This is a genomic window from Mesorhizobium sp. LNHC221B00 (genome assembly GCF_000502935.1).
GTDB lineage: Bacteria > Pseudomonadota > Alphaproteobacteria > Rhizobiales > Rhizobiaceae > Mesorhizobium > Mesorhizobium opportunistum.
The window spans coordinates 244,815-260,198 of sequence record NZ_AYWR01000005.1; the positions used below are offsets into that span (position 1 = coordinate 244,815).

Consider the following 15,384-nt stretch of genomic DNA (forward strand, 5'->3'; position numbering starts at 1 on the left):
ACTCGCGCTAAGAAAGGTTTGCCGCGCGATTGGCGCAGCGTGTCGGGTCGTGAGGAAATTCGTTTTGGCTGCGCTGGACCGATCGCTGATATCGCAGCTGCCGCTCTTCCAGGGGATGGCTCCCGAAGAGCAAAACGAAATCCTCAGAAGCGCTCGATCGTCACGCTATGCCAAGGAGTCCGCGATCTTCGAACAGGAAAGCGAGGCTCATTCGTTTTTCGTGCTGATTTCGGGCTACATACGGGTCGTCCGCACCACGCCGGATGGACAGCAGGTCATCGCCAGATACATCAGCGAAGGCGAGATCTTTGGCGTCGCCGCCGCGCTGGGCCGGACAACCTATCCCGCCAGCGCCGTCGCTGCGGTCGACTGCGTGGTGCTGGCCTGGCCCAACGCACTCTGGCCGGAGCTGGTGCGACGATTTCCGGCGTTTGGAGCAACCACCTACAAGACCGTCGGTACCAGGCTGCAGGAGACCCAGACGCGGGTGGTCGAGATGTCGACCGAGCAGGTCGAGCAGCGGGTCGCGCATGCGTTGCTGCGTTTGGCAAACCAAACCGGCCGAAAGACCGACAGCGGCATCGCAATCGACTTCCCAATTTCCAGGCAGGATATTGCCGAGATGACAGGCACGACGCTGCACACGGTAAGCCGTCTGCTAAGCAAATGGGAAGACGTCGGAATAATCGTCAGCGGACGCCAGAAAGTCACGGTCAAGGATGCGCATCGCCTCGTGGTTCTCGCCGAGAGCCGGGGCAAGGGATGATCCTCACGGTTCCCCTCGAACGACCGATTCCAGGTCCGAAATGAATCGGCTTTCGTCGACCTGATGCTCGCGGCATGCTTCGGTCACGGTATGGAAAGCGCCGATCGGACAGCCGACGCAAAGCATTCTGTAGCTCAGCACCACCGGCACCGTTGCCGGCCATTTTCTCATGATCTCGTCCACGACCATGTCGGGTCTGATAGAACCGGACTTCTTCACGGTCGCCTCCGCAGTTGAGAGTGTCATCATACATCCCGGCAACCCTGCGGTCGTTGCGCTTTCGCAACCTGCCGCCGACGTTGCCGATTCCTGAAAATGATTCAGATCAAGGACGCCGCGAGCGAGACTTCGATATGCGTGGGGAAATATCCGAGGAGGCAGCCAGGCAAGCCGAAGCGATAATGACCACGCCGGTGATCGCGGTTGACCCGTCTGCGTCAGTCGCCGATGCGGCAGCACTGATGCTCGCCAACAAGATCAGCGGTCAGCGTGATCAGACCGGCTGAGTGCCTGAAGCCGCTGGCGGTGATCGCTCGCTGCTTTCGCTAGCCGCGTTCATTTCATTTTGCTGTCCAGATGAGCTGAAAGACTATCGGTCGCCAGACACGTGTTGCAACCGAGCGATCAGGTCGCTGTTGCGGCAATAGGCCGGTGGCTCGTCAGCTTGGTGGTGATCGTCGAGCCAGGTCGAGCATTCGTCCTGATGACCGCAGGCACGGCAGCGGTTTGCCGCCCGGTCGGTGACAGCCGCGTGATCCGGCACGACCTTCAATTGCCTGTCGACGCCCAGTGCCCGCATCATGCGGCCCATCAACGCCGTCCTGGCGTCAACCGAAATCAGATAGTCGAGAAAGGTCATGTGGTTTGCTCCTGCACATGCCAATCATTGCCTGCAGGCAGCACCATGACATTGATCTCGGTCAACAAACTGCTTCGTCGGCGTCCGGTCCCCCGCTTCCGATTTCCGAGCCAGCAATTGTGATCACGGTCAAAGGCTCCCTTGAGGGATCGGTTCGATCCGGACTGTGACTTCGTGCCCCATAGTTGTAAGCAGCCAGGTTATGGCCTCAGTACGACATGAGCCGATTGATGCCGCTCTCCCGAAGCAGTGTGCGGGTGATGCCGCCGAACGCCCATTCCTGCAATCGGCTGTGACCATAGGTGCCAGAGACGATCAGATCAGCGCGGATCGAGCGCGCGAACGCCACGAGCCGTTCTGCTTTGGCCTCGCCGGTGAGTATTTTCGTCCTCGCCATGATGCCGTGGTGCTCGAGATAGACCGCCACGTCCGCCAGGCTGTTGCGGACACTGTCATCGGCATCGCCCTCTATCGTGGCGACGACCACCTCATTGGCCTTCGACAGAAAGGGCAAGGCATCAGCGATCGCCCGGCGCGCCTCCCTGGCATCCCTCCAAGCGACGAGGACGGTCATTGCCAAGACATGCTCGACATTGTCGGCCGCGACAAAGACGGGTCGACCGCTGCCAAGCGCCAGGCTACCGACATCGACGGCGCGGAAGACATTACCGCCTTCACCACCGCCGGTCACGATCAGGTCAACCGCTCGGGCGGCAATGCTAAGCAGGCGGGTCGGACTGCAGACCTGCTGCATCCATTCGCTGCTGACGGCGGACGGAACCAGCCGCTCGAATTCGCCGCGCAATTCGGCGAGGCGTTTTTCGATTTCCGTCCGCTGGATCTGCATGACCTCACCTTCGTAGACCAACCCCTCGCCGGTTCGGACCAGTGGCGGGACATCCGCGGCCGCCAGGCCAATCAGATGAGCGTCAAAGCGCTCGGCAAGGCCCGCAGCGAGCTTCACGATGGGCACCGGATCCGCGTCTACTGTGAGATTGACGATTATCGACCTGTAGGACATGAAAACTCCTCGCGCTGAAGACGGTGGAATGCCTTGCCAATTGCATGCTTCGGCCTCCGACACCTTGATGCGGGTCAAAGGACTGCGTCTTGATTGTCGCGGCGGTGGGGCGATTCTACCCGTTCCAGAGCGGTATGCCTGCGAAGGGAGTGCTACGTCAGCCAGCGTTGCCGGTTCTCAAATCCAAGGGCTGCATGAGTGAGCAAGAAGGCGCCAGTCCCATCTGGCCGCGAAACCGCGGCGGCAGTGCTTCCCGATGGTAAGCGCGAGGAACAGCGCGGCGCCGCGGAACATGAGCTTCTTGCCCTGATGTTTGAGCAAGCTCCCGGGTTCATGACCTTGCTGAGCGAGCCCGGCCATGTTTTCCAACTGACCAACGCCGCCTATCAACGCTTGATCGGTCAGCGGCAGGTCATCGGAAAGCCGGTGCGGGAGGCCTTGCCTGAGCTTGAGGGTCAGCGCTTTTTTCATCGCGCGAATGTCATGAGCAAGATGGGCGCGGGCAGCCTGTCGCACCTCGTGCGCATGGCGATGATCGCCGACTCCACGCATTAAGCAGGAAGTGAATTTGTCTGCTTGTGTTCTGGCTTCCAGTGCCGCCAGTGGGTCGGCCGAATGCCAACGCGAGCACCGGTGGCGGCGTCCTTCCAGCCTTCCTTACCTTTTTCACAGGGGAATACGAGCGTGTGCAGGCCATCATCATCGATGACGGCCAGTTCGAGGCTACGGCCATATGGCGCGCTTGCGATCGGATTCCACATCGCGCCACTGTGAAAGAAGGATCCCTGCAGCGCTTTGATTTGAATCATTTTCGCGGCGGCCAAATGCTATTTGCAATGGTGGGTTGGGCCCGGCCAACGTGGCAGTGCTCAGACATGCTTTTGCGCTTGGGAGTCCGTTCTTCGAACTGGAGGAAGGAAGTCATTTCGCCGAACCCTCGAGCGCGCTAGCAAAAATTGACCTGGCTCAATGCGAGCCTGCCTTGCCGCTGCAAAGGTGACGCCAAGAGCTTCGATGCTCTCACGGCCACTCGGCTTTTTTCATTCAGGAAGGTTTGACATGAACTACCAGCGGTTCTTCGAAGAAGCGATCGACCAGCTCCATGCCGAGCGGCGTTATCGCGTCTTCGCCGACCTCGAGCGCATCGCGGGCAAGTTTCCGCGCGCCATATGGCGGTCCAACGGCCGCGCCGAGGAAATCACCGTCTGGTGCTCCAACGATTATCTCGGCATGGGCCAGCATCCCGACGTCATCGCCGCGTTCCAGGACGCTGCCGGCAAGATGGGCTCGGGCGCCGGCGGCACCCGCAACATTTCCGGCACCTCGAACCCGCTGGTCGAGCTCGAGNATCAGAGAGATCGTCGAACTGGCCGAGCGCCACAATGCCATGACCTATATCGACGAGGTCCATGCGGTCGGCATGTACGGGCCGCGCGGCGGCGGCATCACCGAGCGCGAGGGCCTGGCCGACCGCATCGACATCATCGAAGGCACGCTGGCCAAGGCGTTCGGCACGCTGGGCGGCTATATCACCGGCACCAGTGCGGTGATCGACGCGGTGCGCTCCTACGCGCCAGGCTTCATCTTCACCACGGCGCTGCCGCCGGCGATCGCCGCCGCGGCCACCACTTCGATCCGCCATCTCAAGCGCTCGCAGGCCGAGCGCGACGCCCAGCAGCAGCAGGCGAGCCGCACCAAGCAGATCCTGTCGGCCGCCGGATTGCCGGTGATGGAATCGCCGACCCATATCGTGCCGCTGCTGGTCGGTGACCCCGAACTGTGCAAGATGGCCAGCGACCGCCTGCTTGGCGTGCACGGCATCTACATCCAGCCGATCAACTACCCGACCGTGCCGCGCGGCACGGAGCGGCTGCGCATCACGCCGACACCGTTCCATTCGGATGAGTTGATCGCTGGACTGCAGGATGCGCTGGTCGAGACCTGGGATGCACTGGGCATTCCCTATGGTTCCGCCGGCCGGCCTTCTGTCGCCAAGAGCGACCGGATCGTGCCGCTGCTGGTGCCCAAGTCAGGCGGCTGAAGCCCGTTTGAAACTCAACTCCGGCGGCATCTGAGGCACCAGAGCGACTTCCATTTCGGGCTTCGCCGCCTGCTCAGACAGTTCCCATCCACTTCGCCAGCCGGTGCGCGGCCTCCTCGATCTGGTCGAGGCGGCGGTGGAAGCACAGCCTGAGGAAGGCTTCGCCGCCGGGACCGAAGGCGGTTCCCGGAGCCAGGCCGACATTGGCCTTGTCGACGATGTCGAAGGCCGCCGTGCGCGAATCGGTGATGCCGTCGACCGTGAAGAACAAATAGAAGGCGCCTTGCGGCACGGTAAACCGGGCGCGGCCGGTGGCGCCAAGAATGCCGCAGACCAGGTCGCGCGCCTTCCTCGCCCGCTCCACCTGTTCGGCGACGAAACCATCGCCCTCGTCGAGAGCTGCGACGGCGCCGCGCTGCATAAACTGGGCGACGCCGGAATTCGAATACTGGATCAGGTTCTCGAACACCTGCTGCAGGCTCGGATGCGTCTTGATCCAGCCGACGCGCCAGCCGGTCATCGCCCAGTTCTTGGAAAAGGAGTTGACGAACAGGATGCGGTCTTCCGCCGTGGCGATGTCGAGGAAGGACGGCGCACGGCCAGGGCCATAGTGGAACAGCGAATAGATTTCGTCGGCGATGATCCACACGTTCTTGGCGCGGGCGAGATCGAGGATCGCCCGCAAGGTCTCGTGATCGGCGGTCCAGCCGGTCGGGTTCGACGGCGTGTTGATGAACAGCGCCTTGGTGCGCGGGGTGATCGCCGCGGCGATCTTCTCGACGTCGCAGGACCAGCCATTGCCGGAATGATCGAGCGTGACCGGCACAGGAACGGCGCCCGACAGGGCGGCGGCGGCGTCGAAATTCGGCCAGGCCGGCGACAGATAGATCACCTCATCGCCAGCGCCGGCGAGAGCGGTAAGGGACATCTGGATGGCATGCATGCCGGATCCGGTGACGATGAACTGTTCCTCCGGGAAGGTCTTGGCGAAATGCCTGGCGTAGTAGCGGGCCAGCGCCTGCCTGAGGTCGGGAATGCCCCTCTGCCAGGTGTAGAACGTCTCGCCGCCTGCCAGCGCCTTCGACGCGGCATCGGTGATGAAGGCCGGCGTCGGCAGGTCGCCCTCGCCGGCCCAGAGCGGGATCAGCCCCTCACGCAGGCGGCCGTAATTGACGACGGCGACAATGCCGCTCTCAGGTGCGGCACGGGCTTCGGCGCGAAAGCTGTCGATCAGGCTCATAGACAAATCCGTTTTCGATTAGGGTTGCCGCTCTTTACCAGATGCTTGAACGGAAAACCCCGGCCGCGAACGGCCGGGGTTTTGGTCCAGCAACGGTTGGCTACATTATCGCTTGGCGAGCAGATCTCGGATTTCGGTCAGCAACGCAACATCGGCGGGCGGCGGCGCGGCGGGGGCCGCAGGCTTCTCGGCCTCGAGCCGCCTGCGCAGATTGTTCACCGCCTTGACCATCAGGAAGATGACAAACGCAATGATCAGGAAATTCAGCGCCACGGTAATGAAGCTGCCATAGGCAAAGACCGCGCCTTGCTTGCGCGCATCTTCCAAGTTGGTGGCGGTTACATTGTGCGACAGCCCAATGAAGTAGTTATTGAAATCGACCCCTCCGAGTGCGCCAATGAAAGGCATGATGACATCGTCAACCAACGAAGTGACGATCTTGCTGAAAGCTGCGCCGATGATGACGCCGACGGCCAAGTCCATCACATTGCCCTTGGAAATGAATTCCTGGAATTCTCTCAGCATTCGACCCTCCTTGTCATGGCCGGCCGCGCTGCCGCTCCGTCCTTGGCTTCGACCTGAAGGCAACATAACAAAAACCTGCGGTTGCAACATGGGCAAAAAGGGGAAAGCAACCGCTTTCTCCTTAGGCAGCGCCCGGGCTCGCTTCGTCGCCCCGATCATGCTGCCAAAGCCGCGATGGACTCCAGCGCCAAGCTGTGATTGCGTTCGCACAAGCCGGATAAAAAGGCGGCAAAGGAGGAAATTCCAGGCGTGCAGGGCTTGTTCATCGTCATCATCGCGATCGCCTATGTGACGCTGCTGTTCGCCATCGCCAGCCTGGGCGACCGCCGCTCGGCTGTCTCCGGACCCGGCCGCGCGCGGCCCTTCATCTATGCGCTCAGCCTTGCCATCTACTGCACCTCCTGGACCTTCTTCGGCTCGGTCGGGCTCTCCTCCGAGCGCGGCCTCGAATTCCTCGGCATCTATACCGGCCCGGTGCTGGTGTTCGTGTTCGGCTTCCCGCTGCTCAACCGTATCGTGCGGCTGGCCAAGACCGAGAAGATCACCTCGATCGCCGACTTCCTTGGCGCCCGCTACGGCAAAAGCTTCACCGTCGCCGCGATCGCCACGCTGATCGCGACCATCGGCGCGGTGCCCTACATCGCGCTGCAACTGAAGGCGATCTCCGGCTCGGTCAGCCTGATGATCGAGCACTATACGGGATCGCCGCCCTCCTTCGATCCGTTCGTCAGCGACATCTCGCTGGTCGTCGCCATGCTCTTGGCGCTGTTCGCGGTGCTGTTCGGCACCCGCCACGCCGACGCCACCGAGCACCAGGACGGACTGGTGCTGGCGGTGGCGGTCGAGACCGTGGTCAAGCTTGCCGCCTTCCTGGCGATCGGCCTGATGGTCACCTTCCTGATCTTCGGCGGCCCGGGCGACATGTTCGCCAAGCTGGCGCAGAACGGGCAGGTGCGCCAGGCGATGGGCTACAACACTTCGCTCGCCACCTGGCTGGTGCTGACGGGCTTGAGCGGCTTTGCCATCATCCTGTTGCCGCGGCAGTTCTACGTCACCATCGTCGAGAACCGTGGCGAGGCCGAACTGCGCACCGCGACCTGGGTGTTCCCGCTCTACCTCGTGGCGATCAACCTGTTCGTGCTGCCGATCGCCTTTGCCGGCCTTTCCCTGGTCGGCACCGGCACCAGCAGCGATCTCTACGTGCTGTCACTGCCCTTGTTCAGCGGCCATGACGTGCTTGCCATGGCGGCCTTCATCGGCGGCTTGTCGGCGGCAACGGCCATGGTGATCGTCGAAAGCGTGGCGCTGTCGATCATGATCTCCAACGATCTCGTCATTCCGCTGTTCGTGCGGCGCCTGCTCAAGACCTCGACCTCAGAGAACGAGGATTGGTCGACGCTGATCCTCAACGTGCGGCGCGGGGCGATCTTCATCCTGCTGTTCATCGCTTTCCTCTACTACCGCGAGAGCACCAACAGTGCACGACTGTCATCGATCGGCCTGATGTCGTTCGCGGCCATCGCGCAGTTCGCGCCGGCACTGGTCGGCGGGTTGATCTGGCGTGGCGCCAACGGCAGGGGAGCCGCGCTCGGCATGGTCGCCGGTATCCTCGTCTGGGGCTACACGCTGCTTTTGCCCTCGCTTGTCGCGCCCGATACCGACATGGTCGTGCACGGGCTGTTCGGCTTCGAAGCGCTGCGGCCGCAGGCCCTGTTCGGCACTGTGGCCGAACCACTGAACCACGGCGTGCTGTGGAGCCTGTCTATCAACACGCTGTTCTTCGTGCTTGGCTCGCTGTCGCGCGCGTCGGTGCCGCTGGAGCGCATCCAGGCATCGATCTTCGTGCCAAGGGATGCCGGCCCGATGCCGAGCCTGCGCCGCTTCCGCACCGCCATCACCGTCAACGACCTCAAGGATACGATCGGGCGCTATCTCGGCGTCGAACGCACCGAGCGCTCCTTCCAATCATTCGAAAAGACCAACGGCACCACATTGCTCGGCAAGGAGCAGGCGAGCATGGACGTGATCCGCTTCTCCGAGCAACTGCTGGCAAGTGCTGTCGGTTCCTCCTCGGCGCGGCTGATCCTGTCGCTGCTGTTCCGGCGCCACGACCGCGAATCCAGCGATGCCTTCCGCCTGCTCGACGACGCCACCGAGGCGCTGCAGCACAACCGCGACCTCTTGCAGATCGCGCTCGACCAGATGGAGCAAGGCATCACCGTCTTCGACCGCGATTTCAGGCTGATCTGCTGGAACCGCCAGTACCGGGCGCTGTTCGACCTGCCCGACGACATGGGCCAGGTCGGCGTCTCGCTCGACCAGATCCTGCGCCATCTGGCCGAACGCGGCGACATCCCCGCCGACCAGCGGGTGACGATGCTCAATCGGCTGACCAGTTTCGTCAGCCCCTGGCAGATGGAATTGAAGACCAGCGGCCGCATCCTGGAACTGCGGTCCAACCCGATGCCGGATGGCGGCATCGTCGCCACCTATGCCGACATTTCCGGGCGCGTCGAACAGGATCTGGCGCTGAAGCGCGCCAATGAATCGCTGGAGCAGCGCGTCAAGACCCGCACCATCGAACTGACCAGGGTCAATGAGGAGTTGGCGCAGGCGCAGATGCTGGCCGAGGAGGCCAATCTCGGCAAGACGCGCTTCCTCGCCGCCGCCGGCCACGACATCCTGCAGCCGCTGAACGCCGCCCGGCTCTATTGCTCCTCGCTGATCGAAAAAGCCGGCAAGGGGCCGGCCGGAAAGGCGGCCGTCAACATCGAATCCTCGCTGGAATCGGTCGAGACGATCCTGGGCGCCGTGCTCGACATCTCGCGCCTCGATGCCGGCGCGATGAAGCCGGATGACAGCGCCTTCACCCTCGACGGACTGCTGAGCCAGATCGGCAACGACTTCCGGCCGCTTGCCGCCGAAAAGAAGCTCGGGCTGACGATCATGCCGTCGTCGCTGACGGTAATGACGGACCGCAATCTATTGCGTCGCCTGATCCAGAATCTCGTCTCGAACGCCATCAAATACACGCGGCACGGCCGCGTCCTGGTCGGCGTCAGGCGGCGCGGCGAATTGGCGGAGATCCAGGTGATCGACACCGGCATCGGCATTGCCGGTGACAAGCTGAACACGGTCTTTCGCGAATTCACGCGACTGGACGAGGGTGCGCGAGAGGCCGAGGGCCTCGGCCTCGGCCTCTCCATTGTCGACCGCATCGCCCGGGTGCTCAGGCTCGAAATCCGCATCTTCTCCAATCCAGGCAAAGGCACGCGCTTTTCCGTTGTTTTGCCGGTCGCTGCCATGCAGGAGCCGCGACGCGAGGTTGAAAAGACCAGAGGCCCTGCGCGGGCGGCGGCTTCGTTGGCGGGATTGCATGTGCTTTGCATCGACAATGATGCCCGCATCCTCGAAGGCATGCGGCTGCTGCTCGAAGGCTGGGGGTGCCATGTCGACACCGTATCCGGCTCACGCGATCTGGAGACCGCCGCGATCGGCCGCCCGGACATCGTGCTTGCCGACTACCATCTCGACGGCGAAACCGGTCTCGACATCATCGTCAGGCTGCGGGCGGCCCATGGCGCCGGCCTGCCGGCCGTATTGGTCACGGCCGACCGCTCCAACGAGGTGCGGGCGGCCGCAAGCGGGCTCGAGATCCCGGTGATCAACAAACCGCTGAAACCCGCCGTGCTGCGTTCGATGATGGCCAGGGTCAGGCCGCTGGCCTCGGCGGCGGAATAGGTCAGCTCGTCGGCTGCAGCGGGTCGCCGCCGATCTTGGATAAAAGGATCACCGCCTGGGTACGGCTGTCGACGCCGAGCTTCTGCAGAATGGCCGAGACATGCGCCTTGATGGTCGCCTCGGAGACGCCGAGTTCATAGGCGATCTGCTTGTTGAGCAGGCCTTCCGCCAGCATGCCTAGCACCCGGGTCTGCTGCGGCGTCAGCGCCTGCAGCCGCTTGATCAGGTCCGAAATTTCGGGATCGCGCTCGACGCCGAGATCGATCCCGACGGGTGCCGCGATGTCGCCGGCAAGCACCGACTGCACCGCATTGCGGATCTCCTCCATGCTGGCCGATTTGGAGATGAAGCCGGAAGCGCCGAGATCGAGGGCGCGCCTGATCGTCGCCGGGTCATCGTGCGCCGAGACAACGACCAGCGGCACCGACGGATGGACGCCGCGCAGCGAAACCAGGCCGGAGAGACCGCTGGCGCCCGGCATCGACAGGTCGAGCAGCACCAGATCGACATCCTCATTGGCCACGACCAGCGCCTTGGCGCTTTCGAAATCGCCGGCCTCGTGGATGGCGGCGACATTGCCGATGCCGGCGAGCGCCTCGCGCAGCGCGCCGCGAAACAGCGGATGATCGTCGGCGATGACGAAAGAATAGCCTGACGGCAAATGTCCCTCCCCGAATCCCCGATGATTTTTTAGGCTTTTTCCGGGGCACGTTGGACGATTATGAGGGGCGGCGCGCTGTTTTCAAGCGGCAAAGCCAGCGCGCCGCGTTTTCCCTTGTCTATAGCGCTCAGGTCTTCTGCGAGTTGAGCTGGGCGCCGTCACCCTTGTCCTTGTCCATATCCTTGACGATGCCCATGAAGCCGCGCAGGAAGCGCTCCATGTAGCTCATCGTCTTGTTGAATTCCTCCTCGCTCGGCAGCTTCGATTCGAGCCGGGCGGAAAGCGAATTTTCCAGCTTGGTGACGCGCTCGTCCATCGCCTTCATCGAGGTCTGCAAGCGGTCGACCTCGTCCTGGAAAGCGGCGCGCTCGTCGGCCGCCATCTTGCAGACGAGCTGGCCGGAGCGTTCCTCGCAGATCGACATCGCGCCGGTCTGGGTGTCCATGCGGATATAGCCGGTGGCCGACTTTTCCAGCCGGTAGCGATCGGTTTCTTCCGAATATGCTGAAGCCGCGACCAGCGAAACGAGCGCGGCGGGGATCAAGATGTGCTGCAGACGCATGTTGTCCTCCATGGCCAAAGCCTAAAATATCGCATCTTTGCGCCGGAAATGGGGAAGACCCTTGGCGTGGCCTTTCCCGCACGGCTGGTTCGGATTCGTTTTGACGCAATTCCGGACGGAAAACCGTTTCACACTTGTCCTGGAATTGCTCTATAGCGCAACCATGTCTCAGTTTATCTATAAGATAACCCCGGAAGCTGCTTGGCGCGAGGCCGAAACCAATGGCCGTTTCACTGGTGCCGCGATTGATGTCGCCGACGGCTTCATCCACTTCTCCACGGCGTCGCAGGTCAGGGAAACAGCGGCAAAACATTTTTCCGGCCAGACGGATCTTCGGCTGGTCGCCATCGACGACGCCAGCCTGGGCGATGCCCTGAAATACGAAGTCTCGCGCGGCGGCGCACTGTTCCCGCATCTTTACGGCGTGCTGGACCTGAAAGCGGTCAAGTGGGTCAAGCCATTGCCGCTCGGCGCCGACGGCACCCACCAGTTCCCGCCGCTGGAGGGGCAATGAGCGTGCTCGACCGGATCGGCCAGAAGCTGCTGTTCACTTTCGATCCGGAAACCGCGCATGGCCTGTCGATCGCGGCGCTGCGCTGCGGCCTGCCGGTTGGCGCGCGTGCAACGCGCGATGCCAGGCTGAAGGTCAGTCTCTGTGGTCTCGATTTCCCGAACCCGCTCGGCATGGCGGCAGGCTATGACAAGAACGCCGAGGTGCCCGATGCGCTGCTTGGCCTCGGTTTCGGCTTTGCCGAGGTCGGCACGGTCACGCCGCTGCCACAGGCCGGCAATTCGAAGCCGCGCATCTTCCGGCTGACGGCGGATGAGGCGGTGATCAACCGGCTGGGCTTCAACAATGAAGGCCATGCGGCTGCCGAAAAACGCCTCGCCGCCCGTGAGGGCCGTGGCGGCATCGTCGGAGTCAACATCGGCGCCAACAAGGATAGTGCCGACCGCATCGGCGACTATGAGCGCGGCGTCGCCCGCTTTGCGGCCTATGCCAGCTATCTCACCGTCAACATCTCCTCGCCCAACACGCCGGGTCTGCGCAACATGCAGGCGCGCGAACAGCTCGGCGAACTGCTGTCGCGGGTCATGGCCGCACGCGCCGTGGCGTCCGCGCAGCCGCCGGTCTTCCTGAAGATCGCGCCGGACCTGGTCGAGGCCGAACTGGAGGACATCGCCGCCGAGGTGACCGAGAAGCGGATCGACGGCGTCATCGTCTCCAACACAACCATTTCGCGACCGGCCTTGCGCAGCGGCGACGTTGCGCGCGAGACGGGCGGACTGTCGGGCAAGCCGCTGTTCGAACGCTCGACCATCGTGCTGGCCAAGATGCGCAAGCTGCTTGGCCCCGAGAGGGCCATCATCGGCGTCGGCGGCGTCGATACCACGGACGCCGCCCTGGAGAAGATCCGCGCGGGTGCCGATCTCGTCCAGCTCTACACCAGCATGATCTACGCCGGACCAGCACTGCCGGGTAGGATCGTTGCCGGGATGGCACGCTTTGCGGAGATGGAGAAACTCAAGTCGATCCGCGAATTGCGCGACAGCAATCTCGATCGGTGGGCGTCGAAGCCACTCAGCTGAACGCCGTGCGCACCCGGATCCGCAGGATCGCCAGCAGGCTGAAGCCGCGCGCGAGCAGGAAGACGTGCAGCGCCGCCCACAGGCCGTGATTGCCGAAGGCCGGCGCCAGGGTCAGCAGCGCGGCGGCGAAAACCAGGAACGACAAGAGCATCATGTTGCGCATGTCGCGCGACCAGGTCGCGCCGATGAAGACGCCGTCCATCTGGAACGCCAGCACGCCGCTCAGCGCGGTGAATGCCGCCCACGGCAGGTAGATGTCGGCCACGGAGCGGACCTCCTGCGATGTCGTGACGACGGCGACCAGATTGGCACCGGCCAACAGAAGCACCAGCGTCGCGGCCCCGGCCAGCCCGAAACCCCAGAATAGCGTCAGCCGCACGGCCTGACGGAAGGGCTGCTCCGCGCGTGCACCGACGGCGCGGCCGGCGAGCTGTTCGGCGGCGGTGGCGAAACCGTCGAGGAAATAGCCGGCGACAAGGAAGAAATTCATCAACACCGCATTGGCGGCCAGCGTCACGGTGCCGAACTGCGCGCCCTGGCGCGTGAACAGCGCGAAGGCGGCAAGCAGCGAGAACGAGCGGATCATGATATCGCGGTTGAGCGACATCATGCGCAGGAAGGCGGACATGTCGAGCAAGCGATGGCGGGGCAAGGGCGGCGCCGTCCGGAACCGCCTGATGACGATGGCCAGACCGAGCAGCATGGCCAGGAATTCGCCACTGACGGTCGCCCAGGCGACGCCGGCAACGCCCCAGCCAAGTTCCAGTCCGAGCAGGAAGCAGAGCGCGATGTTGATGCCGTTGAGCACCAGTTGCAGCACCAACCCAAGCCCGCCCTCGCCGCGGCCCAGCACATAGCCAAGGATGGCGTAGTTGATCAGCGAGAAGGGCGCGGCGAGCAGCCTGATCCTGACATAGACGCCCATCGCCTTGCTGACGCGCGGTCCGGCATCCATGAACCACTGGCCGCCGACGGCGATCAACGGCGAAAGTGCCGCCATTACGATGCCGGCGACGACCGCGATCAGCACGGCGCGCCAGAATACCGCCTGTTCCTCGAGCGCGTCGCCACGCCCGAAAGCCTGGGCGACGAGGCCGGTGGTGCCCGAGCGCAGGAAATTGAAGCCGGTGAAGACGACATCGAGGACCAGCGCGCCCGCCGCCAGGCCGCCGAGCAAGGCGGCATCGCCGAACTGGCCGATCACGGCCGTATCGACCAGGCCGAGCATCGGCGTCGTCAGATAGGCAAGCGTCATCGGCACCGCGATGGCGAGCACGGAGCGGTTGGTGACGACGAAAGGTCTCGCGTCGGCTGTGGTCGCGCCCTTGTCCAAGGATTGCTGCCTTGCTGATTGCGGCTTGATCGAGCGTCCGATGTGCCCCATTTTCCTGCCACCGCGCAATCACCCTTGCCGCGACGGCCAACCGAAATCCCGGTCTGGCGCGAGCCCGCCGGACCCAGTCCATGCCCCTGCAGATCGTCCACCATCCCGACTACGACGCCGGCTTCGCCGTCAACCACCGCTTTCCGATGAGCAAGTATCCTCTGCTGATGGAGGCCTTGCAGGCGCGGGGCCTGGCCGGCGCGCTCAACACGGCGGAACCCGCGCCGGCATCATGGCTGAAGCTTGCCCATGCGGCCGACTATGTCGATCAGGTCATCGGCTGTTTTGTGCCGGAAAAAATCGAGCGTGAGATCGGCTTTCCGATCGGCCCGCGTGTTTCGCGTCGCGCGCAGCTTGCCACGGGCGGCACTGTACTGGCGGCGCGGCTCGCCTTGCGTCACGGCATCGCCTGCAACACCGCCGGCGGCAGCCATCATGCGCGGCACGCGCAAGGCGCCGGCTTCTGCACCTTCAACGATGTCGCCGTCGCCGCGCTGATGCTGCTCGCGGAGGGTGCCGCGCACAACGTCCTTGTCGTCGATCTCGACGTGCATCAGGGCGACGGCACGGCGGACATTCTGGGCGATGAACCGCGCGCGTTCACCTTTTCAATGCATGGCGAGCGCAACTACCCGGTGCGCAAGATCGCCTCCGACCTCGATGTGGCGCTGCCCGACGGCACCGGCGATGCAGCCTATCTCGAAAGGCTCGCCGCGATCCTGCCGGAACTGTCGGCCATGCGGCACTGGGACATCGTTTTCTACAATGCCGGCGTCGACGTCCATGCGCAGGACCGGCTTGGCAGGCTGGCGCTTTCCGACAACGGCCTGCGCAGCCGCGACGAGATGGTGATCGGCCATTTTCGCGCAAACGGCATCTCCGTCTGCGGTGTCATCGGTGGCGGTTATTCCACGGATGTGCCAGCACTTGCCGCGCGCCACGCCATCCTGTTCGAGGTCGCCTCGGGCTACGCCTGACGAACTTTTTCGAGCAT

Annotated in this window: 15 protein-coding genes and 2 pseudogenes; 8 read left to right on the forward strand and 9 right to left on the reverse strand. The window is 63.5% G+C overall.

All coding sequences use genetic code 11. From position 1 onward, the window contains the following. The first annotated feature begins 64 nt into the window (after positions 1-64). Complete coding sequence (locus X741_RS157375; RefSeq protein ID WP_023777175.1) at positions 65-766, forward strand: Crp/Fnr family transcriptional regulator; 702 nt, start codon at positions 65-67, stop codon at positions 764-766. A 3-nt stretch (positions 767-769) separates the two neighbouring features. Here the strand turns inward: X741_RS157375 and X741_RS157370 are convergent, their stop codons facing one another. Beyond that, on the reverse strand, positions 770-985 hold the full coding sequence (locus X741_RS157370) for a DUF1858 domain-containing protein (protein ID WP_023777176.1): 216 nt from the start codon (positions 983-985) through the stop codon (positions 770-772). 134 nt (positions 986-1,119) lie between these two features. On the opposite strand from X741_RS157370, the pseudogene X741_RS1000000169650 reads away from it, so the two are divergent. Next, a pseudogene (locus X741_RS1000000169650) lies at positions 1,120-1,251 on the forward strand (CBS domain-containing protein); the annotation flags it as partial. 104 nt (positions 1,252-1,355) lie between these two features. On the opposite strand, the gene X741_RS157365 reads toward X741_RS1000000169650, so the two are convergent. Continuing rightward, positions 1,356-1,625: a DUF6455 family protein gene (locus X741_RS157365; RefSeq protein WP_023764639.1), complete on the reverse strand. Its 270-nt coding sequence runs from the start codon at positions 1,623-1,625 to the stop codon at positions 1,356-1,358. A 208-nt stretch (positions 1,626-1,833) separates the two neighbouring features. Beyond that, on the reverse strand, positions 1,834-2,646 hold the full coding sequence (locus X741_RS157360; RefSeq protein ID WP_023777178.1) for a universal stress protein: 813 nt from the start codon (positions 2,644-2,646) through the stop codon (positions 1,834-1,836). 198 nt (positions 2,647-2,844) lie between these two features. On the opposite strand from X741_RS157360, the gene X741_RS1000000170810 reads away from it, so the two are divergent. Further along, positions 2,845-3,201, forward strand: coding sequence for a hypothetical protein (locus X741_RS1000000170810; RefSeq protein WP_023777179.1), 357 nt, complete (start codon positions 2,845-2,847; stop codon positions 3,199-3,201). Here the strand turns inward: X741_RS1000000170810 and X741_RS157350 are convergent. Further along, positions 3,198-3,470 (reverse strand): hypothetical protein, encoded by a 273-nt coding sequence (locus tag X741_RS157350; protein WP_348625675.1) that lies wholly within the window; start codon positions 3,468-3,470, stop codon positions 3,198-3,200. The two genes, X741_RS1000000170810 and X741_RS157350, sit on opposite strands and share 4 nt — an antisense overlap. A 235-nt stretch (positions 3,471-3,705) precedes the next feature. On the opposite strand from X741_RS157350, the pseudogene X741_RS01000000166425 reads away from it, so the two are divergent. After that, positions 3,706-4,687 (forward strand): annotated as a pseudogene (locus tag X741_RS01000000166425) (aminotransferase class I/II-fold pyridoxal phosphate-dependent enzyme). Positions 4,688-4,760: 73 nt separating this feature from the next. Here X741_RS01000000166425 and X741_RS157345 read toward each other — a convergent pair. Further along, the gene (locus X741_RS157345) at positions 4,761-5,927 is read right to left on the reverse strand and encodes a pyridoxal phosphate-dependent aminotransferase (RefSeq protein WP_023768330.1); all 1,167 of its coding nucleotides are present in this window, start codon (positions 5,925-5,927) and stop codon (positions 4,761-4,763) included. Positions 5,928-6,032: 105 nt separating this feature from the next. After that, positions 6,033-6,452, reverse strand: coding sequence for a large conductance mechanosensitive channel protein MscL (gene mscL, locus X741_RS157340; RefSeq protein WP_023768331.1), 420 nt, complete (start codon positions 6,450-6,452; stop codon positions 6,033-6,035). A 249-nt stretch (positions 6,453-6,701) separates the two neighbouring features. Between mscL and X741_RS157335 the strand changes: the two genes are divergently transcribed. Continuing rightward, complete coding sequence (locus tag X741_RS157335) at positions 6,702-10,193, forward strand: PAS domain-containing hybrid sensor histidine kinase/response regulator (RefSeq protein WP_023777180.1); 3,492 nt, start codon at positions 6,702-6,704, stop codon at positions 10,191-10,193. 1 nt (position 10,194) lies between these two features. Here the strand turns inward: X741_RS157335 and X741_RS157330 are convergent, their stop codons facing one another. Further along, positions 10,195-10,854 (reverse strand): response regulator transcription factor, encoded by a 660-nt coding sequence (locus tag X741_RS157330; RefSeq protein ID WP_013897245.1) that lies wholly within the window; start codon positions 10,852-10,854, stop codon positions 10,195-10,197. Between the two features lie 127 nt (positions 10,855-10,981). Further along, on the reverse strand, positions 10,982-11,416 hold the full coding sequence (locus X741_RS157325; RefSeq protein WP_023768334.1) for a hypothetical protein: 435 nt from the start codon (positions 11,414-11,416) through the stop codon (positions 10,982-10,984). A 163-nt stretch (positions 11,417-11,579) separates the two neighbouring features. Between X741_RS157325 and X741_RS157320 the strand changes: the two genes are divergently transcribed. Then, complete coding sequence (locus tag X741_RS157320; protein WP_023777181.1) at positions 11,580-11,930, forward strand: DUF952 domain-containing protein; 351 nt, start codon at positions 11,580-11,582, stop codon at positions 11,928-11,930. Beyond that, positions 11,927-13,006, forward strand: coding sequence for a quinone-dependent dihydroorotate dehydrogenase (locus tag X741_RS157315; RefSeq protein ID WP_023777182.1), 1,080 nt, complete (start codon positions 11,927-11,929; stop codon positions 13,004-13,006). The genes X741_RS157320 and X741_RS157315 overlap by 4 nt, the downstream gene beginning before the upstream one ends. Here the strand turns inward: X741_RS157315 and X741_RS157310 are convergent. Beyond that, complete coding sequence (locus X741_RS157310) at positions 12,999-14,339, reverse strand: MATE family efflux transporter (protein ID WP_023777183.1); 1,341 nt, start codon at positions 14,337-14,339, stop codon at positions 12,999-13,001. The two genes, X741_RS157315 and X741_RS157310, sit on opposite strands and share 8 nt — an antisense overlap. 131 nt (positions 14,340-14,470) lie before the next feature. On the opposite strand from X741_RS157310, the gene X741_RS157305 reads away from it, so the two are divergent. Continuing rightward, positions 14,471-15,367, forward strand: a complete 897-nt coding sequence (locus X741_RS157305; RefSeq protein WP_023777184.1) for a histone deacetylase — start codon at positions 14,471-14,473, stop codon at positions 15,365-15,367. Positions 15,368-15,384 lie beyond the last annotated feature (17 nt).